The organism is Mesorhizobium sp. M8A.F.Ca.ET.057.01.1.1 (assembly GCF_003952565.1).
Classification (GTDB): Bacteria; Pseudomonadota; Alphaproteobacteria; order Rhizobiales; family Rhizobiaceae; genus Mesorhizobium.
This window is the reverse complement of sequence record NZ_CP034454.1, coordinates 5,317,340-5,343,488: the sequence shown is the minus strand read 5'-3', so window position 1 is coordinate 5,343,488 and position 26,149 is coordinate 5,317,340. Positions and strand designations below refer to the sequence as shown.

Below are 26,149 nucleotides of genomic sequence, written 5' to 3'. Positions count from 1 at the left end.
ACAGATTTGCCTCAGGCGGTTCCGAAGGCGCTGGCGCCGTGGTCGGCGCGGCCCACCAACTGGCGGAAACCAGCGAAAAGCTCGCGGCCGAAGCCGAACTCATTGCCGATGAGGTCGGCCTCGGCCGTGCGGCGCAGCGCGAATTCCGTCCCGGGCACCAGCACCTCCAGCGTGCCGGCATCGGCGTCGAGGCGGATGATGTCGCCGTCATGGATCCGCGCGATAGGTCCGTCCTCGACCGCTTCCGGCGTCACATGGATCGCCGCCGGCACCTTGCCGGAAGCGCCCGACATGCGCCCGTCGGTGACCAGCGCGACACGCTGGCCGCGATCCTGCAGGATGCCGAGCACGGTGGTCAGCTTGTGCAGTTCCGGCATGCCGTTGGCCTTCGGCCCCTGGAAGCGGATGACGGCGATGAAATCACCGGTGAGCGTGCCGGCCTTGAAGGCGTCGTTCAGCCCCTGCTGGCTGTCGAACACCTTGGCCGGCGCCTCGATGAGGCGTCGCTCCGGCTTGACGGCCGAAGTCTTGATGACCGCGTGGCCGAGATTGCCCGCCAGCACTTTCAAGCCGCCGGTCGGCTGGAACGCCTTGTTGAACGGCGCCAGCACCTTTTCGTCGCCGCTGGCACGCGGTGACGCCTCGCGCACCACGCTGCCGTCGGCGCCGAGCTTTGCCTCAACCGCATAGGGCCGCAGGCCTTCGCCCCACACCGTCTGCACATCCTCGTGCAGGACGCCTTCGTCGAGCAGCTCGCGGATCAGGAAGCCGAGCCCGCCCGCGGCGTGGAAATGGTTCACGTCGGCCAGCCCGTTCGGATAGACCCGTGCCAGCAGCGGCACTGCCTCCGATAGATCGGAAATATCCTGCCAGGTCAGCGCGATGCCGGCGGCCGCTGCCATAGCGATCAGGTGGATGGTGTGGTTGGTGGACCCGCCGGTGGCGTGCAGGCCGACGACACCGTTGACGAACGAGCGTTCGTCGATCATCCGGCCGACAGGCGTGTAGGCATTGCCGAGCGCGGTGATCGCCAGCGCCCGCTTCGTCGCCTCGCGGGTCAAGGCATCGCGCAACGGCGTGCCTGGATTGACGAAGGACGCGCCCGGTGTGTGCAGGCCCATGATCTCCATCAGCATCTGGTTGGAATTGGCCGTACCGTAGAAGGTGCAGGTGCCGGGCCCATGATATGATTTGGACTCGGCTTCCAGGAGTTCGGCCCGTCCTGCCTTGCCCTCGGCATAGAGCTGACGGACCTTGGCCTTCTCATCGTTGGGCAAGCCTGTCGTCATCGGCCCAGCCGGAATGAAAACCGCCGGCAGATGGCCGAAGGTGAGTGCGGCGATTACCAGTCCCGGCACGATCTTGTCACAAACGCCGAGATAGACGGCGGCGTCGAACATGTTGTGCGACAGGCCGATCGCGGCTGCCATGGCGATCACATCGCGCGAGAACAGCGACAGCTCCATGCCCGGCTGGCCTTGTGTCACGCCATCGCACATCGCCGGCACGCCGCCGGCGACCTGGGCGATGCCACCGGCCTCGCGCGCGGCCTCCTTGATCAGGGCCGGGAAGGTCTCGAAGGGCTGATGCGCCGACAGCATGTCGTTGTAGGAGGTAATGATGCCGAGATTGGGCACCTTGTCCGCGCCGAGCGCCAGCTTTTCCGAAGGGCTGCACACCGCAAAGCCGTGGGCAAGGTTGCCGCAGGACAAGGCCGACCGGTTGGCGGTCTGGTTCGACGCTTCGGCGATACGGCCGAGATAGCGTTCTCGGCCCGGTTTGGAGCGCTGGCGAATCCGCTCGGTGATGGCTTCGATGTCGCGTCTAGCGGTCATGGCATCAGGTCCTTTCAGGCGAGGTCCCGGAAACATCCTCCCGCCGTTGCCGGGACCACTTGTAAACTTGAAGTCAGGGCGCCCAGAAAACCTCCACGGGCCTGGGCGATGCGTCGAGCACGGCGCGGATCGGCTTGCGCGGTCCGGGCGCGACAGCGTTGTCGAAGGCGATGCGCTTGTCCTCGCTTTCTATGTGCAAGGCGAGGAAACCCGCATCGATGATACGGGCGAGCGTCAGGGTCAGCCGCGGCTCCCCGGCGCTTTTAGCATGGACGGGCAGGATCATCCTGTCGGACGCCGGGTCGAGCAGCCTCGGCAGATCGTCGGCGTCGGGAAAGAACGAGGCGGTGTGGCCGTCCGGTCCCATGCCGAGGATCACGACATCGAGCGGCCAGGGCAGGGATCGCAATGCCGCATCATCGGAAGCCGCGGCATCCTCGATGCCGGCCGCCTCGTGGTAGAGCGGGACGAAACGGGCCGCCTTGGCCGCGTTCTGCAGCAGGTTTGCGGCAACCAGCCCGGCATTGGATCGCGGCGAGGAGGCCGGCACGAAGCGTTCGTCGACCAGCGTCACGATCACCTTGTCCCAGGCGATCGGCGCTGCGGAGAGCGCGGCAAAGAACTTTGCCGGCGTCGTGCCGCCGGAGACAGCCAGTAACGCCGTGCCGCGTCGGTCGATCGCCCTCGCTAAGCGATCGGCCACCTTTGCAGCCAGCGCCGAGGCCAGTTGCGGACGGTCGGGAAAGGCGTTCCAGTTGTAGCTGGCGCTGTTCAATTGCTCTCGTGCCATGTCCGCCCGTCACGTTCGATCAGCGCTATCGAGGCCGATGGCCCCCATGTGCCTGCCGTATAGCCCTGTGCTTCCTGCTTGGCGCCTTCCCAGGCATTCTGGATCGGGTCGATCCACTTCCAAGCGGCTTCCACCTCGTCGCGACGCATGAACAGGGTCTGGTTGCCACGGATGACATCCATGATCAGCCGCTCATAGGCGTCCGGCGCGCGGCCGTCGAAAGACTGTGCGAAGCTCATGTCGAGCGAGATCTGGCGCAGCCGCATGCCGCCCGGGCCTGGATCCTTGATCATGATGAACTGCTTGACACCTTCGTCCGGCTGCAGCCGGATGACCAACTGGTTGGCGAAGATCGGTCCTGCGCCGCTGTCGCCGAAGATCGAATGCGGGATCGGCTTGAACTCGATGACGATTTCCGAAACCCGGGTCGCCAGCCGCTTTCCGGTCCTGAGGTAGAAGGGAACACCGGCCCAGCGCCAGGTGCCGATCTCGGCTTTTATGGCGACGAAGGTCTCGGTGTTGCTGTCCTTGCCGAGTTCTTCCACATAACCTTTCACCGGCCCGCCGGCCGACGCACCGGCACGATACTGCCCACGCACGGTGTGCTTGGGCGCCTCGTTGCCGTTGATGCGCTTCAGCGCCCGCAGCACCTTCAGCTTCTCGTCGCGCACGGCGTCGGCGTCCATCGACGACGGCGCCTCCATGGCGACGAGGCAAAGCAGCTGCAGCATGTGGTTCTGCACCATGTCGCGCAGCGCGCCTGCCTTGTCGTAATAGGTGACGCGATCTTCCAGGCCGACGGTCTCGGCGACGGTGATCTGCACGTGGTCGATATGGGCGGAATTCCACAGCGGCTCGTAGAGCGCATTGGCAAAGCGCAGCGCCATCAGGTTCTGCACCGTCTCCTTGCCGAGATAGTGGTCGATGCGGAAGATCTGGCTTTCGTGGAAGTCGTCGCCGACCAGGTCGTTGAGCGCCTGCGCTGAGGCCAAGTCGCGGCCGATCGGCTTCTCCAGCACGATGCGCGAATTCGGCGTGATCAGATTGTGCTCTTTGAGCTTGTGCGAGATATCGCCGAACAGCGCCGGCGCAACGGCCAGGTAGAAGGCGCGGATGTGATCGCTTTCGCCGATCGCCTTTTTCAGCTTGTCGAAGCCGGCGCCGTTCGTCGCATCGGCCGGAACGTAGGAAAGCCGTGCCAGGAAGGTCTTCAACTCCTTGGCATCGATATCGCCCGGCTTGACGTGGTCCGAAATGGCCTGCTTGGCGAAGGCCCGGAACTCCTCGTCGCTCATTTTCGAGCGCGACGTGCCGATGATGCGCGTCGGCTCGGAGAATTGATGGTCGCGCTGCCGGTAGTAGAGCGACGGCAGCAGCTTGCGCTCCGACAAGTCGCCGGTACCACCGAAGATGATGAAGTCGAAAGGGTCGACGGGGATGATCTGGCTGGTCATGGTCTGTCCGCTTTGACGCCGGTCGCGAGTACGCGGCTGATATATTCTAATCGATTTAAATTTTCCAGTGCCATGGTGTCACATCGAGGACCAATCGCTGGAGATCGATTGGATCCACCTGTGCGCTTGACACTGGCGCCGCCGGGAGGCTTGTCGATGAACGAAGACTCCGGAAGCTTTCGCACTTGCAGCATAGAACGTGAATGTGACGAAAGCTAAGGGAGAAATCGGCGCTGTATGTGCCGGCGCCGGCCGGGCTGTCAGCCCTTTCGTGCAGGCTGCGCGATGAACCCAAGGAGCGTTAGACGCATGCGTCTGGAAAACAAGGTCGCCATTATCACCGGTGCGGCATCCGGCTTCGGCGAAGGCATGGCCAAGCGCTTTGCGCAAGAGGGCGCCAGGGTCGTCGTTGCCGATCTCAACGCCAAGGGGGCGGAACGCGTCGCCGGCGAGATCGGCGACGCGGCGATCTGGACGCAGACCGATGTTTCGTTGCGCTCCGAGTTCGACGAGATGGTCTATGCGGCCAAAAGCGCCTTCGGCCGCATCGACATCATGGTCAACAATGCCGGGTTCACCCATCGCAATGGCGACATGCTCAAGGTCGACGAGGAAACCTTCGACCTGATCACATCAGTCAACATGAAGGCGATCTATCACGCCGCCCTTGCCGTCGTGCCGATCATGGAGCGGCAGGGCGGCGGCGTCATCCTGACCACGGCGTCCACCGCGGGCCTGCGGCCACGGCCCGGCCTCACCTGGTATAATGCCTCGAAGGGCTGGGCGATCACTGCCACCAAATCGATGGCAGTGGAACTCGCCCCCAAAAATATTCGTGTCAACTGTCTCTGTCCGGTCGCCGGCGAGACCGGCATGTTGGAGAAATTCATGGGCGCCGACACACCCGAAATCCGCGAGACATTCCGCGCCTCGATCCCGCTCGGGCGGCTGTCGACCCCGCTCGATATCGCCAATGCGGCGCTATGGCTGGCCTCGGACGAGGCCGCCTTCATCACCGGCGTGGCGCTGGAGGTCGATGGCGGGCGCTGCATCTGAACGCGGCGATCGTCGGATGTTACGCGCCGGGCTTGACGTAGCTCTTGTACACCCAGCCGTGCTTGCCGTTGTAGACGATCTCGCACCACTGCTTGCAGCCCACCAGTTGCACTGAAGTCCGGGCAGGCACCGTGCCGATGGGCGCAGCGCCCTTCTTCGGAGCACTGCGCATGGTGACAGTCCTGAGAATACGGCCGCTGCCCGCCGCCGCCACCTTGCGCGGCTTCGCTTTGGCTGCGTTATCTTCGCCTTGTGCATTCGCGGGTTTTTGTTCCGGTACTTGCGGCTGCGTCTCCGGAATGCCGGCGGTCTGCGCGCCATCGGGATTGCTGCTATTCGCGGGCGGGCTCGGCGCTGCAACCTTGGCAAGCTCGTCGGTGGCATCGGTATCGGTAGACGATTGGGCGAATGCTGCCGCTGTTTTGTCAGAGGCCGGCTCAGGCTGCTTGGCGACCTGGCTGGGGGCAGTCGCTTGATTAGGATCAGCCGCCGCGGCAGCAGCCTTCGGCTGTGCCCCGGTCCAGCGGGGATCATTGGCCGCAAGCGCTTGTATGTTGCCCGCCGCCGATGCCATGATTGGTGAGACCTGGCTGGACTTGCGCTCCGCCCGCGGTGTCACGGCAGCTGCGGTGACCGTAGTCCCCGTGGGCGAAACTTTCGTCGTCTTCACCGGAATGGCCGGAATGCTCTGCTCGGGACTGGCGGCCGCTTGCCTCTCGCTGGTCGGCAATGCCAGCCAGAGCGCCACCGCGGCAACGCCAAGCAGTGCGGCGGTGCCGACCGCGGCAATGACCAGGTGCGAGTTCGAACGGACTCCCTGCCAGAATGACGGGCGCATGTCATAGCCGAACTGCATGGCAAAGCGCCGACGTTCCGGAGCACCGAAACTGAAGGGCTCTCTCACTCTTGCCACCTCCATAAGCGGGCCGGTGTTCTTTCGATCAAAAATCGCAAATCATGCGTTCGATCAGCATCGGTCCCAAAACGCGGACAGGCCCGCAACAATCCCCGAACAATCGCCCAGATGCGGACCTTTCGCCCGCGATTGTGGCATCAGTACGCCATTACCGAGGATTCTGCGCCTTCGCCGGCAATTCCGCAATGTGTCGGCCGGGCAACAAATGTTAAATAGCTATTACAATATTACATGAGATCGTGATCGCATCAGGTAACGACCGTCCAATCCCTGCCTGAAGCACGTCGCGGCGAAACGGACTTATAACAACGCACTTTAGATCTGTTTTGATGCTCGTCGTTCTTCATGGGCGAGGGCACTTTTGCGCGACGCATTAAATCCTGTCGCGCAGCGCGAACCAGTTGAGCGCGAGGAAAAGCAGCGGCGCCCGGAACCGGCGACCGCCGGGAAAGGGCGGAATTTTCAGGTCCTCGATCAGCTTCAGCCGGTCGCGGTTGCCTGTGACGGTTTCGGCATAGAGTTTGCCGAAGAAGTTGGACAGCATGACGCCGTGACCCGAATAGCCGCCGGCCGAGATCACATTCGGCATCACTTCACGCACGAACGGCTTTCTTGGCACCGTGATGCCGACATAACCGCCCCAGCCATGGGTGATCTCGACATCGCTCAGCGCCGGATAGAGCTCCGCGATCTGACGGCGAATATGGATGTGGATATCCTTCGGGTCGTTGACGCCATAGACCTCGCGTCCGCCGAACAGCAGCCGGCCATCCCTGGATTTGCGGAAATAGCGCACGACGAAACGGGAATCATCCACCGATTCGCCTCCCGGCAACACTTTCGAATCCGACCCCAGCGGTACGGTCGCGCCGATGAAGGATCCTATCGGCATGATGTGCGCGGCACTCACCGGCTCGAGCGTTCCACCATAGGCATTGACGGCGATCAGGCATTTCTCCGCCGTCACCGTACCTCTGGGCGTGGAAACCCTGACCTTGCCGCCGGCGGAGATGATGCCGGTTGATGGCGTCCCTTCGAACAGGTGCGCGCCGGCTTGTGCCGCTACCCGCGCCGTGCCGATCACTAGTTTCATCGGGTGGATATGGCCGGTGCCGGTGTCGCGCGTGCCGCCGAAATAGGCGCTCGAACCCAGCCGCTCCGCCGTCTCCTTCGCATCCATGAATGAGATGTGCGGGTACGAGAAACGGCCGGCCATGATTTCGGCATGCGCCTTGTAGTCGTCGACATAACGCGGCTTGTGCGCAACCGAAAGCTGGCCCGGCATGTAGTCGATATCGATCTGGTTGATGGCGGCGAATTCGAGCAGATGCGCCTTCGCCTCCTCGGCAAGGTCGAAGAGCGCCTTGGCGCGGGAAAGGCCATATTCGGCCTCGAGATCCTCCGCCCAGGCGCGCTGGCCAGTGCCGAGCTGGCCGCCATTGCGTCCCGAAGCGCCATCGCCGAAGCGATGCGCCTCGATTAGAACGACATTGGTCCCAGCCTTGGCGAGATGCGTTGCCGCCGAGAGGCCGGTAAACCCGCCGCCGATGATGACGACATCGCAGTCCCGGTCGCCGTCAAGCAACGGATATTCGGGCCGTGGGCCGGCAGTGTCCTCATACCAGGAGCGGCCGGGAGAAATTGGGGATTGATAGTTCATGACTGGTCAGACGTTGAGCAGCAAGTATTCCCGCTCCCACGGACTGATCACTTCCATGAACGTTTCGAATTCCGCACGCTTGATCGCCGCATAGGTGGCGGCGAAGGACTTGCCCAGCAGCGCGCCGAGTTCCTCGTCGCCTTCGAACAGGTCGACAGCTTCGAGCAGGCTGCGCGGCAGGTCGATCTCGTCGGCGTTCGCGGTCGTCAGCACCGGCGGCTCGGCCTTGATCTTCCGGGTGATGCCGATCAGCCCGCAGGCGAGCGAGGCCGCCAGCGCCAGGTAGGGATTGGCGTCGGACGACGGGATGCGGTTCTCGACGCGCCGCGCAGCGGGGTCCGAACGCGGCACGCGGAACGCCGTGGTGCGGTTGTCGTAGCCCCATTTGTTGTTGACGGGAGCCGATGCCGCCTGCGTCAGCCGACGATAGGAATTGACGTAGGGCGCAAACATCACCAACGCGTTCGGCACGTGCTTCTGCATGCCGCCGATGAAATGGAAGAAATCCTCGGTTTCGGAACCATCCTCGGCCGAAAAGATGTTCCTGCCCGTCTTCTTGTCGATGATCGACTGGTGGATATGCATGGCCGAGCCCGGCTGGCCCTGGATCGGCTTGGCCATGAAGGTTGCGTAGATCTCGTGCTTGAGTGCCGCCTCACGGATGGTGCGCTTGAACATGAAGACCTGGTCGGCAAGTTCGACCGGGTCGCCATGGCGCAGATTGATCTCGAGCTGGCCGGCGCCCTCTTCGTGGATGAGCGTGTCGATCTCCAGCCCCTGGCTTTCGGAGAAATGGTAGATGTCGTCGATCAGTTCGTCGAACTCGTTCACGCCGGCGATCGAATAGCCGGCGCCGCCGCCGATCGCGCGGCCAGAGCGGCCGACGGGCGGGGTCAACGGATAGTCTGGGTCCGGATTCTTGCGCACAAGGTAGAACTCGATCTCGGGCGCGACGACCGGCTTCAGCCCAAGCTTGTCGTAAGCGGCAATGACGCGCTTGAGCACATTGCGCGGCGTGAACTCGACCGAGCGGCCGTCCTGGTGGACGAGGTCGCAGATGACGGCCGCCGTCGGGTCTTCTTCCCAGGGCACCACCGTCAGCGTCGACAGGTCCGGCATCAGCTTGAGGTCGCCGTCGTCTTCCGGGTAGTGGAAGCCGTTGCCGTCCTCTGGATAGCCGCCGGAAATCGTCGTCATGAAGACGGCCGAGGGCAGCGCCAGTGAGGTGTTGGAGGTGAATTTCTTCGACGGCATCATCTTGCCGCGCGCCACGCCGGCCTGATCAGGCGTGATGCATTCGATATCCTCGATGCCGCGCCATTCCAGCCAATCGCTGACTTCCTTCCAGTTCTTCACACCACGCAGGTTTTTCACAAAGGCAGGCGTGCGCGCCCGTCCTCCGCGGCTCGACGGACGGACTTCCTTTTTTGCAGGCGGCATCATTCACCAGATTGGGTTGCGGATTTCGGAGTATAGCCGTGCCGCGCGATGGAAGGGAAGGGGAGCCGCCGCCGGCAATTGCCGGTGCAGGTTGAAAACCGCCTGCCGGTCGGCTTAGGTTCGATGTCTTCCCGCACTCGAGAAGCCGGCGATGCGAACCAGCAGCGAACTGACCACGATCGGCTTTGACGCCGACGACACGCTTTGGCAGAACGAACAATTCTTCCGCACGACGGAAAAGCGCTTTGCCGCCATGCTGGCCGATCACGGCGAGGAAAAGCAAATATCGGCGCGGCTGTTGGAGGCCGAGAGGCGCAACCTTGCGATCTATGGTTTCGGGATCAAGGGATTCACGCTCTCGATGATCGAAACGGCGATCGAGGTCACCGACGGGCGTGTGCCGGCCTCGGTCATAGCGGAGATTCTCGACGCCGGCCGCGAGATGCTGCGCCATCCGATCGAGCCGTTGCCGCATGCACGCGAGACGGTCGAGAAACTCGCCGGCACCTTCCGCCTCGTCCTGATCACCAAGGGCGATCTGTTCGATCAAGAGCGCAAGCTGGCCGGCTCCGGGCTGGGCGACCTGTTCGACGCCGTCGAGATCGTCAGCGACAAAACCGCCGCGACCTATGCGCGCCTCTTCAACCGCCATGGCGATGGCCCGGCAAGGAGCATGATGGTCGGCAATTCGCTGAAGTCGGACGTGGTGCCCGCCATCGAGGCCGGCGGCTGGGGTGTCCATGTGCCACACGAACTGACCTGGGTGCTCGAACACGTCGAGGCGCCAGTCGCCGAGCCGCGTTTCCGCCAGATATCGGATCTCGGCCAATTGCCGGAACTGATAGAAAGCATCGCGAAGCCAGGCTGATCGCGACTTTGATTATTTGCTTTTTGGTAATTCCGGACGGAAAAACCGCTGCACGACTTTCCCGGAATTGCCTCAGCGGCTGATCAGGCGATCGATCACCGGTTGCAGCCGTTCGGGTGTGATCGGCTTGGCCACCACCGCGTCGATGACATTCGCCAGGCCAAGGCTCTCCGGCGTGCCGTTCTTGGTTGAAAGCAGGATCACGGGAGGAAGCGGTTTGCCCGAAGCCTGGCGCAACGTTTCGATGCCGGGCATCAGGTTGTCGCAATCCTTGTTGTCGGGTCCGCCGTCGAGCACGATCGCTCCCGGAACCAGCGTTCGCAAGGTTTTCGCCGCGATATCAGGCGGTTCCGAGATTGGTCTGAGCCCGGATCGCTCGACGATCTTCGATACCACGACCCGGTTGATCGGCGATTTTCCGACAACAAGCACTCGGGAGAGATCGCGGATCGTCTCAGCACTTGAATCCGGGGTCATCAGATTCACACGTTTTGCGGTCTCGCCGTCGCGTTTCACGGGGCACCCAAGTCGGCCAAGAAGTTCGCCCCTATTTCAATGCAGAGTTGAATCTGGGCGACAATTGGCGTGAGATCGGACCCTATGTCAAGTTGAAATAAAAGAACCGGCTGGCGCTCTCCACAACAGTGGATTCAAGCAACAGTACTGTACTGCTCTGTCCATGGCTTGGTTGCGTAAAAATAAAATTCACCTGCGCATACATTGCGCAGGTGAAAGGGCCGGCTGGACCATTTCCGATCAGCCGTGGCTCTGCTGCGTGACGATCACCGGGATCAGCAGGTCGCCCCAATTGCCGTCGCCGCCATGGTGCCTTGCGGAGCGCACGAGCTCCACCGAGACGCCCGCCTCGACCGCCTTCATCACCGACTGGTTCAGCCTGTGCAGATCGTTGGCCAGCATGCGGATCGTCGCCTGCTGGTCGACGCTCATCGTTGTCGATTGCTCTTCCGCCCGTTCCTTGACGCGGCTTATCGATGCCATTGGTCTTCTCCTATGTCCTTGCCCTCTCGGGCGTTTCCTCTGTTGGTCGTCTTTTTGCGAACTCACTCCGCTGCCGGCTTGAACTGCGCGTGCTCGGTCGATTCATGCATGGCGGTGGTCGACGACCGGCCCCCGGTGATCGCCATCGAGACGGCGTCGAAATAGCCGGTGCCGACCTCCCGCTGGTGCTTGGTCGCGGTGTAGCCATTGGCTTCCGCCGCGAATTCCGCTTCCTGCAACTCGGAATAGGCCGCCATCTGCCGGGCCTTGTAGCCGCGGGCGAGTTCGAACATGCCGTAGTTGAGCTGGTGGAAGCCGGCCAGCGTGATGAACTGGAACTTGTAACCCATGGCGCCCAGTTCCCGCTGGAACTTGGCGATCGTCGCGTCGTCGAGGTTCTTCTTCCAGTTGAACGACGGCGAGCAATTATAGGCCAGCAGCTTGCCCGGATGGTGCCTGCGCACCCCCTCGGCGAATTTCTTGGCCTGGGCCAGGTCGGGCTTCGAGGTCTCGCACCAGATCAGGTCGGCGTGGGGCGCATAGGCAATGGCCCGCGCGATGCAAGGCTCGATGCCGTTCCTGACCTGGTAGAAACCTTCCACCGTGCGGCCGGCATCATAGTCGACGAAGGGCTGGTCGCGCTCATCGATATCGGAGGTGAGCAGCTTTGCCGCTTCCGCGTCGGTGCGTGCCACGACCAGGGTGGGTGTGCCCATCACGTCGGCCGCGAGCCGCGCCGCGTTGAGGTTGCGGATATGAGCCGCGGTTGGGATCAGCACCTTGCCGCCGAGATGGCCGCACTTCTTCTCCGAGGCCAGCTGGTCCTCATAGTGGACGCCGGCGGCACCCGCCTCGATGAATGCCTTCATGATCTCGAAGGCATTGAGCGGACCGCCGAAGCCGGCTTCGGCGTCGGCAACGATCGGCGCGAACCAGGTGTCGACAGAAAGCCCCTTGCCCTCGGAGGTCTCGATCTGGTCGGCGCGCTGCAGCGTACGGTTGATGCGCTTGACCAGTTCGGGCGCCGCATTGGCCGGATAGAGCGACTGGTCCGGATACATCGCCGAGGCGGTGTTGGCATCGGCGGCAACCTGCCAGCCCGACAGATAGATCGCCTTCAGCCCGGCGCGCACCTGCTGCATCGCCTGGTTGCCGGACATGGCGCCCAATGCGTTGACGAAGTCCTCCTCGTGGATGAGTTTCCACAGCCGGTTGGCACCCATTTCGGCAAGGCTCTGCCTGATCTGCACCGAACCGCGCAGCCGCTTCACGTCCTCCGGCGAATAGGGGCGTTCAATGCCGTCGAAGCGACCTTCAGGCGCCGAGGGAACAAGGTTGTAAAAATCAGTCATCGGTCACTCCGGAGGGTTCTGTAAGATGATCAGGCCCCAATTGTCAGGGGCGCTTCTATGTGACTGAATTTACATTGCGGCGCAAAATGAGCCAGAAAAATACGGAAAATTAGCCTGACATAAGGGAAAATCTGTGTTGTGTTTGACAGGAAGGCATTGTAAATTTGTCAATTCTGTAAAGGAAAGCAGTTGGGATTGCGGCTGACGTCGTGTAAATTCATGTCAAGGATAGCCGATGGCTGATCAGAAGATTTTCGCCGGGCCGCGTATTCGTCGCATCCGCAACGCCAAGGGCCTGACCCAGACGGCGATGGCCGAGGGGCTCGGCATCTCGCCGTCCTACCTCAACCTGATCGAGCGCAACCAGCGGCCGCTGACGGTGCAACTGATCTTGAAGCTGGCCTCGGTCTACAAGGTCGATCCGCATGAGCTGCAGGGTGAGGCGAGGGGCTCGGTCGCTGCGCTGAAGGAAGTATTCTCCGATCCGTTGCTTGTCGGCGAACTGCCGGGAGACCAGGAACTGATCGAGCTTGCCGAGGCGGCGCCCAATGCCTCCGCCGGGGTGATAAAACTGTTCCGCGCCTATCGCGAGCAGGCCGAGCGGCTGTCCGACCTCAACGAGCTCCTGGCGCGCGAAGGGCGGGCGACCGCGCTCTCCGGCGCCCGCTTGCCGATCGACGAGGTGCACGAGATTTTCGAGCGGCGGCCGAACCATTTTTCCTCGCTCGAGGAAGAGGCCGAGGCGTTCACCTCGGTGCTCGATCCCGGCGACGACCTGTCTGGCGCCTTGAAGGCATGGCTGAAGCGCGAATACGGGATCGTGGTCAAGGTTCTGCCGGTCGCCACCATGCCGAACTGGCGCCGTCGCTACGACCGTCACTCGCAGCGCCTGTTCCTGTCCGAGCGCCTGTCGCCGTTCGACCAGTTGCGTGAAGTCGCGATGGAGGCCTGCCTGATCCGCATGACGGTCGCGATCGCCGGCGAGATTCAGGCGCTGAGGCTGGCTACGGACGAGGCGCGCCGCCTTGCCCGCTTCGAACTCGGCCGCTATGCCGCCCATGCGCTGATGATGCCCTATCAGCCCTTTCACGCGGCGGCGGTTCGCTCACGCTACGACATCGATGTCCTGCGCTCGCGCTTTGGCGTTTCCTTCGAGCAGGCCGCAAACCGGCTGACCATGCTGCAGCGGCCAGGTGCTTCCAGCGTGCCCTTCTTCATGCTGGAGGTCGACAATGCCGGAAACCGCTTTCGCAAGGCCGGCAGCCAGGGCTTTCCGCAAAGCCGGTTTGGCGGCGGCTGTCCCAAGCTGCCCGTGCATGTCGCTTTCACCCAGCCCGGTCAGATCTTCGTCGAGGCGGTGGAAATGCCCGACGGCGCTGAGTTCCTGTGCATGGCCCGTACGCTGGAGGGGCCGCAAGGCGCATTCTCCGAACGCCCGCGCCGCACGGCACTGCTGCTCGGCTGCGACATCGGCTTTCGCGACGACATCGTCTATGGCGCGGCCTTGCCCGGCACCGCAATCGGCGCAAAGGTAGGGGCGGGCATCGCGGCCACGCCAGTCGGCCCGGCCTGCCGGCTTTGCGAGCGTGTCGGCTGCTTGGCGCGCGCCGAGCCGCCGGTGACCAGACCGCTGGGCCTCGATGAGATGGTGACCGGCCTGAGCGCGTTCGATTTCCAGTAATGCTGCAGCAAAGGTGCCACAATCGTCGCCGGTCTCTGGATCACCCGCGGCTTAAGTCTTTGCGTTACGCGAACAGGGCGGTTTTTTGTCGCCCCTTGCGCATCGTCCCGTCCACAAAAGCTCGACAGTCGCGCCATGACAGACACAGCATCATCGCCCGTCCTTGCTAGCTCGACAGTCTCGCCGCGCGAGGAACGCGTCGGCATGCTGCTGGTCTTCCTGTCGGCGCTGATGTGGAGTTTCGGCGGCACCATCGCCCGCTTCATCAGCGTTGGCGACAGCTGGACGGTTATCTTCTGGCGCTCCGTCTGGGCTGCCGCCTTCCTGCTCTGCTTCATGGCCTGGCGTGACGGCTGGCGAGGCATGGTGAAGTCATTCCGGGATATGGGCCTGCCGGGCATTGCGGTGGGATTCTGCTTCGCCATTGCGTCGACATCGTTCGTCGTGGCGCTTGCCTATACCACAGTCGCCAATATCCTCCTGATGCAGGCCGGCGTTCCGCTCCTGGCGGCCCTGTTTGCCTGGGCGCTGTTTCGCGAAAGAGTAACCGTCGCAACCTGGATGGCGATTGCCGCCGTCATCGCCGGCGTTGCCATCATGGTGTCTGAATCTCTTGACGGCTCCGTCTCGCCCATAGGCGACGGACTGGCACTGCTGATCGCGTTCATGTTCTCGACCGCCACCGTCATCACCCGGCGCTTCTCCAGCGTGCGCATGACGCCGGCGACCTGTCTCGGCACGATCCTGGCCGCGGGCTTCGCTGCCTCGCAGGCCTCGACCTTCACGGTATCGGCCGGCGACATGGGCTTTCTCTTCGTCTTCGGCGTGGTCAATCTCGGCCTTGGCCTTGCCTTCTTCGCCACCGGCGCGCGCCTGATCCCGGCGGCGATCGCGGCACTGCTCGGCACGTTCGAGCCGATCCTGGGGCCGATATGGGTTTGGCTCATCCATTCCGAGGTGCCGTCCGGGCGCACCATCATCGGCGGCGCGGTGGTGGTCACGGCGCTGCTTGTCCATATCGGGCTCGAATTCAAACGCCAGGCGCGGCCGCAGCGGGCTGGGGTCACCGGAGTGCCTTCGCCTAATTGATGCCGGCGCCGAAGCATTGCCCATTGACAATGTCGCTGCCGCCCGGGCAGGCTGGGACTACGGCAACAACAAGACAGGCGTATCTTGCCAAGTCTCCCCGGCGGCTCGATCGAGACCGGACCACATTCTTGTATCTCTGTCCGCGCGGCGGCGAAAGCTTCTGACGGCACCGCAATTCCTTCCCGCCCCGAACAGCCGGGCGGCTGCCGACGGCATGCCGGATGGCGCTTGTCGGCCCTCGGAAAGCTCAATAGCCTGAAGCAAATGCCCGGCCGCGCGAGCATGTCGCGACGCGCCGGCAATGGAACACTCACCAAAGGAGAATAGCATGATCCGCAAAGCGCTCTGGCTTTCGGCAACCTCGGTATTTCTGGCGCTTTCGATGCCAGCCGGTCACGCCGCGGACCGCGTCGTCAACGTCTTCAACTGGTCGGACTATATCGACAGTTCGATCATCGATGATTTCACCAAGAAGACCGGCATCAAGGTCGTTTACGACACCTTCGATTCCAACGAAATCCTCGAAACCAAGCTGCTCGCCGGCGGCAGCGGCTACGACGTCGTCGTGCCGAGCGGCAGTTTCCTCGCTCGCCAAATCCAGGCCGGTGTGTTCCAGAAGCTCGACAAGTCCAAGCTGCCGAATCTCTCCAACATGTGGGATACGGTCACGGAGCGCACCGCCAAATACGACCCCGGCAACGAATACTCGGTCAATTACATGTGGGGCACGGTCGGCATCGGTTACAACACCAAGAAAGTGCAGGCAGCGCTCGGCACCGACAAGATCGACAGCTGGGATACCTTCTTCAATCCGGACAGCCTGGCCAAGTTGAAGGATTGCGGTGTCTATGTGCTGGATTCTCCGTCCGACATCATACCAGCGGCGCTGAAGTATCTCGGTCTGGACCCCAACAGCACCTCGCCTGACGATATCGCCAAGGCCGAGGAAGCTCTTCTCAAGATCCGTCCCTACATCAGGAAGTTCCACTCGTCCGAATACATCAACGCGCTTGCCAATGGCGACATCTGCCTGGCGGTCGGCTGGTCGGGTGATGTGTTCCAGGCTCGCAACCGCGCGGTCGAGGCCAAGCAAGGCGTGGAAATCGGCTATTCCGTGCCGAAGGAAGGCGCCCAGATGTGGTTCGATCAGATGGCGATCCCCGCCGATGCGCCGCATGTCGCCGAGGCGCTCGAATTCATCAACTACATGATGACGCCGGAAGTGATCGCCAAATCGTCGAACTATGTCCTTTATGCCAACGGCAACAAGGCATCGCAGCAATTCGTCGACAAGGCGCTGCTCGACGATCCTTCGGTTTATCCGGACGCCGCGACCTTGCAGAAGCTCTATACCATCCAGCCTTACGATCCCAAGACCCAACGCATCGTCACGCGCAGCTGGACCAAGATCGTCACCGGCCAGTAGGCAATCCGACGCGACCCCGGCAGCCAACTGCCGGGGTCGATTTCTTTTTTTGGGGAATAAAAAACACGGAGTGGGGATATGAAATCGCTTGGCAGCATCCGCAGGGACTTCGCGCCATGGAACGACCCGAACGCCAAGCCATATATCCAGTTTGACAACGTCACCAAGAAGTTCGGTGACTTCACCGCCGTCAACAATCTGTCGCTGACCATTTTCGAGCGCGAGTTCTTCGCCCTGCTTGGCGCCTCGGGTTGCGGAAAGTCGACGCTGCTCAGGATGCTTGCCGGTTTCGAGGAACCGACAGCCGGGCGCATCCTGCTCGATGGCCAGGATCTGCGCGGCATTCCGCCCTATCGCCGGCCGGTCAACATGATGTTCCAGTCCTATGCCCTGTTTCCGCATATGACGGTCGAGAACAACATCGCCTTCGGCCTCAAGCAGGAAGGCATGCCGAAGCCCGATATCGAAAAGCGCGTCGCCGAGATGCTGAAGCTGGTCAAGCTCGAGCAGTTCGCCAAGCGCAAGCCGCACCAACTCTCCGGCGGCCAGCGCCAGCGCGTCGCGCTTGCCCGCTCCGTCGCCAAGCGACCGAAGGTGCTGCTGCTCGACGAGCCGCTCGGCGCGCTCGACAAGAAACTGCGCGAGGAAACCCAGTTCGAACTGATGGATTTGCAGCAGGAGCTTGGTCTCACCTTCGTCGTCGTCACCCATGACCAGGAGGAGGCGATGACGATGGCCGATCGCATCGCCATCATGGATAAGGGCGAGGTGATGCAGGTGGCGACGCCGCCGGAAGTCTACGAAGCCCCGACGTCGCGCTTCGTCGCCCATTTCGTCGGCAACGTGAACATGTTCGAGGGCAAGGTTGCCGAGCAGTCGGCCAACACGACGCGCATCACAGGTCCAAGCGGGGCCCAGATCGTCGTCGAGAATGGTGGCGCGAACGCAAAGGCCGATGCCAATATCGTCTTCGCCATCAGGCCGGAGAAGATCAGGGTCTCGTCGAAGAAGCCGGCCGATGCCGTCAACGCGCTGGAGGGTGAGGTTTACGACGTCGCCTATCTCGGCGACATGACCGTCTATCACGTCAGGCTGGACGACGGGCAGATCGTGCGGGCAAGCGCGCTCAACGCGGCGCGCGTGACCGAGGACCCGCTGACCTGGAACGACCGTGCCTGGGTGTCCTTCCGGCCAGATGCCGGCGTCGTGCTGGCACGATAGGGGGCTGGCATGTCCAACATCGCCGTTACCGATGCCGCAGCGCCAGCGACTGCCGCCAATCCGTTCCTGACCCGGCTGGGTGCCGGTGTCGTCAACCGGCTCGTCATCATCGTTCCCTATCTCTGGCTGCTGTTTTTCTTTCTCATCCCCTTCGTCATCGTCTTGAAGATATCGCTGTCGCAGACGGCTATCGCCATGCCGCCCTATACGCCGGTGCTCGATTTCAGGGACGGAGTTTCCGGCTTCTTCGCCGGCTTTCGTGACCTCAACTTCGACAATTATGTCTGGCTGACGCAGGACGCCCTCTATTTCAAGGCCTATATCACCAGCGTGGTCATTGCCGCCATTTCGACGCTGCTGACACTGATCGTCGGCTACCCCATAGCCTACGGCATGGCGCGGGCGCCGGCCACGATCCGCCCGACATTGCTGATGCTGGTCATCCTGCCGTTCTGGACGTCGTTCCTGATCCGCGTCTATGCGTGGATCGGGATCCTGAAGCCCGAGGGCCTGCTCAACCAGTTGCTGCTGTCGCTGCACATCATCAACCAGCCGCTGGTCATCCTCAACACCTATACGGCCATCTTCATCGGCATCGTCTATTCTTACCTGCCGTTCATGGTGCTGCCGCTTTATTCGTCGCTCGAAAAGATGGACTATTCGCTGATCGAGGCGGCCAAGGACCTCGGCTGCCCGCCGACCGCCGCGTTCTGGAAGATCACTTTCCCGCTGTCGCTGCCGGGCGTCATTGCCGGCTGCCTGCTGGTGTTCATCCCCGCAGTCGGCGAGTTCGTCATCCCCGACCTGCTCGGCGGCTCGCAGACGCTGATGATCGGCAAGACCTTGTGGAACGAGTTCTTCGCCAACCGTGACTGGCCGGTGTCATCCGCCGTCGCCGTGATCCTGCTTCTGTTGCTGACCGTGCCGATCATGCTTTTCCAGCAGGCACAGGCGAAGGCACAGGAGCAGGGCAAATGAACACCACCTGGAGCCGTTTCAACGTCACCTCGATCGTGCTCGGTTTTGCCTTCCTGTACCTGCCGATCGTGCTGCTCATCGTCTTCTCCTTCAACGAATCCAAGCTGGTCACCGTCTGGGGCGGCTTCTCGACCAAGTGGTACGTTTCGCTGTTCCACAATCAGGGCCTGATGGACGCCACCTGGGTGACGGCGCGCGTCGGCGTCATTTCGGCCACGGTGGCGACCGTGCTCGGCACGCTGGCTGCACTCACCCTGACCCGCTACACGCGCTTCAGGGGCAGGGTGCTGTTTTCGGGCATGGTCTTCGCGCCACTGGTCATGCCTGAAGTCATCACCGGCCTGTCGTTGCTGCTGCTCTTCGTTGCCGTCGGTCTCGACCGCGGTTTCGTTACCGTGACGCTCGCCCACATCACGCTCACAATGTGCTTCGTGGCGGTCGTCGTGCAGTCGCGCCTGGTGTCGTTCGATCGCTCGCTGGAGGAGGCGGCGATGGATCTCGGCGCAACGCCGGCCAAGACTTTTTTCCAGATCACATTGCCGGTCATCCTCCCGGCGATCGTGTCCGGCTGGATGCTGGCCTTCACGCTGTCGCTCGACGATCTGGTCATCGCCTCCTTTACCTCCGGCCCCGGCGCCACCACGCTGCCGATGAAGATTTACAGCCAGGTCCGTCTCGGCGTGACGCCGGAGATCAATGCCGCCTGCACCATCCTGATCGCCGTCGTCGCGGTCGGCGTCATTATCGCTTCGATCGCCAACAAGCGCCGTGAGGTGCAGCGTCAACTCGACGAGCAGGCCGCACAGCGCGGGTGAGGGATGCAAGTCGAGGGTGGATGCATGTCGCCCAAAAGTGACCCCGGTTTTGGGAGGGCGACTGCGTCAAAACAGGATGGTTCGCCGGTTTTGTGAAACGGGCCGCAGTCCTGAAGTTGCTCTATTCGCCCGAAACGCCACGGCTGATGGGTGAAATGAACGGCGTGCTCCACGTTCCGCCGACGAAAAACGACGACTGGTTGGGGCCCTGCTGGCCACTCTTTTGCGTTGCCGGCTGATCGGGCTGGATGACACCGCCCGACAGCGCTAGTCCGCGTCCTGCGTAGGATGCGATGCCGGAAAGCCAGATCTTGTATTTCGCCGAGTTGGCCTCGGCCTTGTCGAGCCTCGCCACACCTCTAGAAATGGTTGCCTTCACTTCGGCGCCATCGATGGGCAGCGTCCCGTCCGAGACATCGTCGAGCGCGAAGAAGCCGCCTTGTTCGGTATGCTTGAGAAACGCCGGCAGGTTGAACTTGCTGAGCGCGCCAGGGCCGAAGGTCGCCGAGACCGAGCCGTCGGCGTTTTCGAAGATCGAATCCCAGGTCCTTCCCGGTCCCTTGAGGATGACCGAAACGGTGCCCGTGCCGACGGGCACCAGCCGGGTCATGCCGGCCGCGGTACCGAACGCGCCGCCATCGACGTCGGAGGCCAGCAGCCGGATCTCGACCTGGGTGCCCTCGGGTTTGCGGTCGAAACGAAGGCTGGTCTGGATGTTGCCGCCAAAAGCCGAGGCGTCGGAGATATCGAAGACGGAAAGACCGTCCTTGACCTGGGCGGTGGCCGCGACATCGGCAAGCTGGATGCTTCCCGCCGTGGCATGCGCCGCCGACAGCCTGAGATCGAGGTTGACCCGGTCGGCGAAACTCGTGTCGACCTGACCTGGCTCGCCGCTGCTCGCCGGTCCCAGCGACGTGAAGGCGGACAGGAACGACCTGAGGTCGAGCGTGTCGAAGGCAAGCGTGCCCGAAATCACCGGCTGCGTCTCGCCGAGCGACACGTCCAGCGCGCCCATGCCCGGATTATTGTCCAGCGCCAGCGCCGTGTTTTCGAATTTGATGCGCCCGGCCGACGCCGTGATCTTGCTCGAAATGCTGACCGAGCCGATTGCCGCGCTTGGCGCGATGCCGGCCTGCGACCATTCCAGCACCCGGCGCAGCGAGGGGGCCGCGAATTTAACTTGGCCGTCGAAATAGCCGTTTTCCGACATGCTGGCGGTGCCGTCGAAGGAGAAGGTGGCGGGCGCGGCCTTGAAGGACAGGGTGAGGGGCGCCGTGCCCCCGGCAAACAGCACCAGCGGTCTCGGCGAGGCGGCATCTACCGTCACACTTTCGCCGCGCCAGATCCCGGTAGCGGACAGTGTCGCATTGCTGTTCATCGCCGCCCAGGTGGCCTGGCCGCTAAGACTGCTCAGGATCTCCACATCCTTGCCGTTGACGGACGCCACCATGCGGCCATCCCTGAACTCCACGGTGCCGAATGTGTCGGTCGGCAGCTTGTCGAGATCGGGCTTGGCGGGGTCGGCGTTGACCACGCCACGAGCCGCATCGATGGAGCGCGCGATGCGCCCGCCCGTCGGTGCCGTGGGCAGGAACAGGCCATCCGCCGTACGCTGCACCCGGATTGTCGGCCGCACCAGCCGTGCCGTGGAAAACGCCACATCGCCCTGCAATGCCGCCATGGCCGAGAGGTCGACCTCGACCCTTTCGGCTTCGACGACCGGCCGCGCATCGCCGTCGGTCCACTTCGACAGCGTCACATCGGTCAGGATCGCGCGGAATTTCGGCCAGACCTCGATGCGCGGCGACCCCTCGATGGCAACTCGAAAGCCGCTCCAGGCGCTTAGCTCCCACGCGATGCGGTCACGCACGATCCGCGTCGAGGCGATCAGCGGCAGGGCCGCGACCACGAGCGCGATGACGATGGCGGCAACGCCGATCGCCCACACTCCGCGGCGGATCAAGGATGATGGCATATAGCCCCGTATGCTTCCATTCCGATAAAAACGATCGTCCGACGGGCGTAACCCCTGTCGTCACTACGACTTAGGGCTGACGCATTTCAAGTCTTTATGGCCCGGCGATGGCATTTGCGCACACCTGCCCGCATCGGCCCAACAAAATCTTGCTCTGCTGCGCTGCGATATGCATAAGCGATGACGACCGTGGGAGGATCGATCATGGCTGGCGAAGTACCGCTCTGGACCCCGACGCAAGACCAGATTGATGCCTCGCCCTTGACCGCCTTCATGAAGGCGGCGGCGACGAGTACAGGCAGTCCGTTCTCGTCCTATGCCGATCTTCATCGCTGGTCGGTCGAGAACAGGGAGGCGTTCTGGGATCTCGTCTGGGATTTCTGCGGGCTTGAAGGCGACAAGGGCGAACGACTGCTGCTCGATGGCGAGAAGATGCCCGGCGCCTCCTTTTTCCCGGACGCCTCGCTGAATTTCGCCGAAAACCTTCTGAAGAAGACCGGCGCCGGCGAAGCAGTCGTCTTTCGCGGCGAGGACAAGGTCGAGAGGCGACTGTCGTGGAACGGATTGCATGGCCTGGTTTCGCGTCTGCAGCAACTTTTCCTGTCGCTCAAGGTGAAGAAGGGTGACCGTATCGCGGCAATGATGCCCAACATGCCTGAAGCCGTCGCCGCCATGCTGGCCGCGGCCTCGATCGGGGCGGTGTGGTCATCCTGTTCTCCTGATTTCGGCGAGCAGGGCGTGCTCGACCGGTTCGGCCAGATTGAGCCTGTCGTCTTCATCGCGCCGGACGGCTATTGGTACAATGGCAAGGCGATCGAGGTCGCCGACAAGGTCAAGGCGGTCGCGGCCAGGCTCGGCAGCGTCCGCACGGTTCTGCTCGTCGACTATCTCGGCACATCGGCGGATGTTGCTGATACCATCGACAAGGCCGTGGCGATGGAAGAGGCGCTGTCGCCCTTCGCCGTCAGGCCCGTCACCTTCGAGCGGCTGCCGTTTTCGCATCCGCTCTACATCCTGTTTTCGTCCGGTACCACCGGCATTCCCAAATGCATCGTCCATTCGGCCGGTGGCACACTGATCCAGCATGTCAAGGAACACCGGCTGCATGCCGGCCTCGGTGATGGCGACCGCTTCTTCTACTTCACCACCTGCGGCTGGATGATGTGGAACTGGCTGGTATCGGGTCTTGCCTCCGGCGCAACGTTGCTGCTCTACGACGGCTCACCCTTCTATCCCGACGGCAATGTGCTGTTCGACTTCGCCGATGCCGAGAAGATGACCTTCTTCGGCACCTCGGCCAAGTTCATCGATTCCGTGCGCAAGGCTGGTCTCCAGCCGATCCGCAGCCATGATCTGTCGACGGTTCGCGCCATCTCCTCCACCGGGTCGCCGCTTTCGCCCGAGGATTTCCGCTTCGTTTATGACGGCATCAAGAAGGACGTGCATCTGGCCTCGGTGTCCGGCGGTACCGATATCGTTTCGTGCTTCGTGCTCGGCGTGCCGATCGAGCCGGTCTGGACCGGAGAGATCCAGGGGCCGGGCCTCGGCCTTGCCGTCGACGTCTGGGATGATGACGGCAAGCCGGTCAGGCAGGAGAAGGGCGAACTGGTTTGCACCAAGGCTTTCCCGTCCATGCCGATCGGCTTCTGGAACGATCCCGACGGCAAGAAATACCAGTCCGCCTATTTCGAGCGTTTCGACAATGTCTGGTGCCATGGCGATTTCGCCGAATGGACCGGTCATGGCGGCATGGTCATCCACGGCCGCTCGGACGCGACGCTCAATCCAGGTGGCGTGCGCATCGGCACGGCGGAAATCTACAACCAGGTCGAACAGATGCCGGAAATCCTGGAGGCGCTGTGCATCGGCCAGGATTTCGACAATGACGTGCGCGTCGTGCTGTTCGTGCGGCTGGCCGCGGGTGTCCAACTGGATGAGGATCTGGAAAAACGCATCCGCGCCAAGATCCGCACCGGCGCCAGCCCGCGCCATGTTCCGGCCAGGATCGTCGCCGTGTCGGACATTCCCCGCACCAAGTCGGGCAAGATCACCGAGCTTGCGGTGCGCGATGTCGTGCACGGCCGCGCCATCAAGAACAAGGAAGCGCTCGCCAACCCGGAAGCGCTGGAGCTGTTCAGGAACCTGCCGCAACTTGCGCAGTGACCGCAACCGGGATGGTTAACGAAATATGTCGCGCGAATTTACCTAGATTTCACGAGTGGTACACATTCGTAAATTTTTTGGCGACCCAGTAAGGACTTGTTAAGGCCCGGCGTCGATAGTCGCATGTAACTTGAGGGAGAAATCCCGTTCCTCAGCCCCCGAGGAGCTGAATTCAGCTCAAGCCCCCGTTGTGACAGCAATCCCATCTCTTAAGGCGTCCTTTGGGCGCCTTTTCTTTTACCGGAGCGGGCTGTTCCTAGGCTTCGTCGGTGCTCTCGGCTCGGGGAAGGGCGCAGGCTGATCACAGTTTTACGGCCATTTCCCGCCCCCAGAGACGGAGTTTGCGGCATGATTCCACAAAGCCGGCAGCAGCTTTCGGATCGGTCAGGTCAATCATGCCCTCATCGGCCTTCGGGTCGACGCCCGCTTTCTGCAGCAGCGGCACAGAAGCGGCCGTGAAGGCGATGAACTTGCAGTGGGCGAATGCGTCGGCGACGAAGTCGCGCGCCGTTGCCTCGCCGGCCAGCCGTTGCGCCCCCTCGTCCGACAGGACGAGGGCGACGGCGTCGAACAGGACGGAGGGACCGCCGTCGATCATATGCCGCGCCTCGATCCAGCTTCCATCGCTGGCCTCGACGCCGCCGACCTTGGGGGCGACCACTTCCGTGGTGGCTCCCTCCTTCTCGACCGCCGATTGCAACCGCTTCAGAAGGGCGGCATCCGCGCCCGCGCTGACAAGCACGCCGACCTTGCGGCCCGCGAAACTCTCCGGTCCGTTCTGGATGATGCTGAGCGCCGGCGACGGTGCGAGATCGTTTCTCGGCGCGATTGCAGCGTCCGCCGGTCTGGGCAGTTCCTTGATGCCCAGCCTGTCGGCGACGGTTACGGCCAGCCCTTCGTCGATATTCATGAGATGGGCGACCATCCGCTCGCGGATGACCGGTGTCTCGACCTTGCTCAACTCGAAGGTCAGAGCCATAGCGATGTGACGCTGCTCGGGCGGCGTCTGGCTGTTGAAGAACTGTCGCGCCTGGCTGTAATGGTCGGCAAAACTCTCGGCGCGCAGGCGTAGTTTTTGTCCGGCTTCGGCGTCGGCGAAGGAACGAAAGCCGCGCTGAGGCGACTCCCTCGGGCCTTCGTCGAATGAATTTGGCTGGTAGTTCGTCCTGCCCACCGGATTGCGCATGGCCATATGCCCATCCTGCTGGAAATGGTGGAACGGGCACTTCGGCGCATTGATGGGGATGTGCGTGAAGTTCGGGCCGCCCAGGCGCTTCAACTGCGTGTCGAGATACGAGAAGTTCCGACCCTGCAGCAAGGGATCGTTGGAAAAGTCGACCCCGGGCGGGACGTTCTGCGTCATGAACGCCACCTGCTCGGTTTCGGCGAAGAAATTGTCGGGCATGCGGTCGAGCACCAGGCGGCCGACCGGGATCGGCTCGAGCACCTCTTCCGGAATTAACTTGGTCGCGTCCAGGACATCGAAATCGAAGCTGTCGGCAAAGTCCTGGTCGAAGAGCTGAACTCTCAGTTCCCACTCCGGGAAATTGCCGGACTGGATGGCCTGCCAGAGGTCGCGGCGATGGAAGTCCGGGTCGGCGCCGTTGATTTTCACCGCCTCGTTCCAGGCCACCGATTGCAGGCCGAATTTCGGCTTCCAGTGAAATTTGACGAATGTCGATTCATCCTTGGCGTTCAAAAACCGGAACGTGTGCACCCCAAACCCTTCCATGAAGCGGAAGGAACGTGGGATCGCGCGATCCGACATGACCCACATGATCATATGCATGGACTCTGGTGTCAGCGAGATGAAGTCCCAGAAATTGTCGTGCGCGGACTGGGCCTGTGGAAACGCCCGGTCGGGCTCTTCCTTGACGGCATGCACCATGTCCGGAAACTTGATCGCGTCCTGGATGAAGAAAACCGGTATATTGTTGCCGACAATGTCCCAGTTTCCTTCCTTCGTATAAAGCTTCACCGCGAAGCCGCGGACGTCGCGCGCCAGATCGAAGGAGCCCTTCGAGCCGGCAACCGTCGAGAACCGGACGAAGGCTGGCGTCTTCTCTCCGGCGCGCTGGAAAATGTCGGCCCGGGTGTATTTGGCGAGCGAGTCATAGGTCTCGAAATAGCCATGCGCTCCGTAGCCGCGTGCATGCACGACCCGCTCGGGTATGCGTTCATGGTCGAAGTGGAAAATCTTTTCGCGGAAGTGGAAATCCTCAAGGACCGTCGGTCCTCGCGGTCCGATCTTCAGCGAGTTCTGATCGTCCGAGACCGGTCCGCCCTGGGCCGTGGTCAATACCGCGCCGTCGCTTTCGGCACGCTGGTGCAATTCACCGCCATCACCTCTCGTCAATGTCTGATCGTGAATGGCGGCGGTGTTGCCGCTGCGGCGTGGTGCCTTGGCCATTTTGCGTGTTCCTTCGACTTC

Annotated in this window: 20 protein-coding genes; 9 read left to right on the top strand and 11 right to left on the bottom strand. The window is 62.5% G+C overall.

Features of this window, described 5'->3' with window-relative positions; translation table 11 throughout:
• Nucleotides 1-11 precede the first annotated feature (11 nt).
• The 3 genes from edd to zwf form a co-directional block, all read right to left on the bottom strand.
• Nucleotides 12-1,835 (bottom strand): phosphogluconate dehydratase, encoded by a 1,824-nt coding sequence (edd, locus tag EJ077_RS25450; protein WP_208697246.1) that lies wholly within the window; start codon nt 1,833-1,835, stop codon nt 12-14.
• Nucleotides 1,836-1,908: 73 nt separating this feature from the next.
• Nucleotides 1,909-2,625 carry a 6-phosphogluconolactonase gene (pgl, locus tag EJ077_RS25445; RefSeq protein ID WP_208697244.1) on the bottom strand — a complete coding sequence of 239 codons (717 nt, stop codon included), beginning with the start codon at nt 2,623-2,625 and terminating at the stop codon, nt 1,909-1,911.
• Complete coding sequence (gene zwf / locus EJ077_RS25440) at nt 2,607-4,079, bottom strand: glucose-6-phosphate dehydrogenase (RefSeq protein ID WP_208697242.1); 1,473 nt, start codon at nt 4,077-4,079, stop codon at nt 2,607-2,609. Before zwf ends, pgl begins: the two co-directional genes overlap by 19 nt.
• Before the next feature lie 309 nt (nt 4,080-4,388).
• Here zwf and EJ077_RS25435 point away from each other — a divergent pair, with 309 nt between their 5' ends.
• On the top strand, nt 4,389-5,135 hold the full coding sequence (locus tag EJ077_RS25435) for an SDR family oxidoreductase (RefSeq protein ID WP_208697240.1): 747 nt from the start codon (nt 4,389-4,391) through the stop codon (nt 5,133-5,135).
• 19 nt (nt 5,136-5,154) lie between these two features.
• Here EJ077_RS25435 and EJ077_RS25430 read toward each other — a convergent pair whose 3' ends face one another.
• The 3 genes from EJ077_RS25430 to EJ077_RS25420 form a co-directional block, all read right to left on the bottom strand.
• Entirely contained in the window at nt 5,155-6,039 is an 885-nt protein-coding gene (locus tag EJ077_RS25430) for an SH3 domain-containing protein (protein ID WP_208703130.1), read from the bottom strand.
• Between the two features lie 385 nt (nt 6,040-6,424).
• Nucleotides 6,425-7,711 (bottom strand): NAD(P)/FAD-dependent oxidoreductase, encoded by a 1,287-nt coding sequence (locus tag EJ077_RS25425; RefSeq protein WP_208697238.1) that lies wholly within the window; start codon nt 7,709-7,711, stop codon nt 6,425-6,427.
• Between the two features lie 6 nt (nt 7,712-7,717).
• Nucleotides 7,718-9,154 carry a glutamine synthetase family protein gene (locus tag EJ077_RS25420; protein WP_208697236.1) on the bottom strand — a complete coding sequence of 479 codons (1,437 nt, stop codon included), beginning with the start codon at nt 9,152-9,154 and terminating at the stop codon, nt 7,718-7,720.
• Between the two features lie 148 nt (nt 9,155-9,302).
• Between EJ077_RS25420 and EJ077_RS25415 the strand changes: the two genes are divergently transcribed.
• Nucleotides 9,303-10,019, top strand: a complete 717-nt coding sequence (locus tag EJ077_RS25415) for an HAD family hydrolase (protein ID WP_208697234.1) — start codon at nt 9,303-9,305, stop codon at nt 10,017-10,019.
• A gap of 72 nt (nt 10,020-10,091) precedes the next feature.
• On the opposite strand, the gene EJ077_RS25410 is transcribed toward EJ077_RS25415, so the two are convergent.
• From EJ077_RS25410 to aceA, 3 genes are all read right to left on the bottom strand, one after another.
• On the bottom strand, nt 10,092-10,496 hold the full coding sequence (locus EJ077_RS25410; protein ID WP_208697232.1) for a response regulator: 405 nt from the start codon (nt 10,494-10,496) through the stop codon (nt 10,092-10,094).
• A 279-nt stretch (nt 10,497-10,775) separates the two neighbouring features.
• A complete protein-coding gene (locus tag EJ077_RS25405) occupies nt 10,776-11,018 on the bottom strand; it encodes a hypothetical protein (RefSeq protein ID WP_006202762.1) in 243 nt (80 codons plus the stop codon).
• 62 nt (nt 11,019-11,080) lie between these two features.
• Nucleotides 11,081-12,370, bottom strand: a complete 1,290-nt coding sequence (gene aceA, locus EJ077_RS25400; RefSeq protein WP_208697213.1) for an isocitrate lyase — start codon at nt 12,368-12,370, stop codon at nt 11,081-11,083.
• A 235-nt stretch (nt 12,371-12,605) separates the two neighbouring features.
• Here aceA and EJ077_RS25395 point away from each other — a divergent pair, with 235 nt between their 5' ends.
• The 6 genes from EJ077_RS25395 (at nt 12,606) to EJ077_RS25370 (ending at nt 19,580) form a co-directional block, all read left to right on the top strand.
• Nucleotides 12,606-14,051: a helix-turn-helix domain-containing protein gene (locus tag EJ077_RS25395; RefSeq protein WP_208697210.1), complete on the top strand. Its 1,446-nt coding sequence runs from the start codon at nt 12,606-12,608 to the stop codon at nt 14,049-14,051.
• Nucleotides 14,052-14,186: 135 nt separating this feature from the next.
• Complete coding sequence (locus EJ077_RS25390) at nt 14,187-15,140, top strand: DMT family transporter (RefSeq protein WP_208697208.1); 954 nt, start codon at nt 14,187-14,189, stop codon at nt 15,138-15,140.
• 328 nt (nt 15,141-15,468) lie between these two features.
• Entirely contained in the window at nt 15,469-16,566 is a 1,098-nt protein-coding gene (locus tag EJ077_RS25385; RefSeq protein ID WP_135861895.1) for a polyamine ABC transporter substrate-binding protein, read from the top strand.
• 78 nt (nt 16,567-16,644) lie between these two features.
• Complete coding sequence (locus EJ077_RS25380) at nt 16,645-17,787, top strand: ABC transporter ATP-binding protein (protein ID WP_208697206.1); 1,143 nt, start codon at nt 16,645-16,647, stop codon at nt 17,785-17,787.
• A 9-nt stretch (nt 17,788-17,796) separates the two neighbouring features.
• Complete coding sequence (locus EJ077_RS25375) at nt 17,797-18,765, top strand: ABC transporter permease subunit (protein ID WP_208697205.1); 969 nt, start codon at nt 17,797-17,799, stop codon at nt 18,763-18,765.
• Complete coding sequence (locus tag EJ077_RS25370; RefSeq protein ID WP_208697204.1) at nt 18,762-19,580, top strand: ABC transporter permease; 819 nt, start codon at nt 18,762-18,764, stop codon at nt 19,578-19,580. Before EJ077_RS25375 ends, EJ077_RS25370 begins: the two co-directional genes overlap by 4 nt.
• A gap of 121 nt (nt 19,581-19,701) precedes the next feature.
• On the opposite strand, the gene EJ077_RS25365 is transcribed toward EJ077_RS25370, so the two are convergent.
• Nucleotides 19,702-21,555, bottom strand: a complete 1,854-nt coding sequence (locus tag EJ077_RS25365) for an AsmA-like C-terminal region-containing protein (RefSeq protein WP_208697203.1) — start codon at nt 21,553-21,555, stop codon at nt 19,702-19,704.
• A gap of 204 nt (nt 21,556-21,759) precedes the next feature.
• Between EJ077_RS25365 and EJ077_RS25360 the strand changes: the two genes are divergently transcribed.
• Entirely contained in the window at nt 21,760-23,718 is a 1,959-nt protein-coding gene (locus EJ077_RS25360; RefSeq protein ID WP_208697202.1) for an acetoacetate--CoA ligase, read from the top strand.
• Nucleotides 23,719-24,019: 301 nt separating this feature from the next.
• Here the strand turns inward: EJ077_RS25360 and EJ077_RS25355 are convergent, their stop codons facing one another.
• On the bottom strand, nt 24,020-26,128 hold the full coding sequence (locus EJ077_RS25355) for a catalase (protein ID WP_208697201.1): 2,109 nt from the start codon (nt 26,126-26,128) through the stop codon (nt 24,020-24,022).
• Nucleotides 26,129-26,149 lie beyond the last annotated feature (21 nt).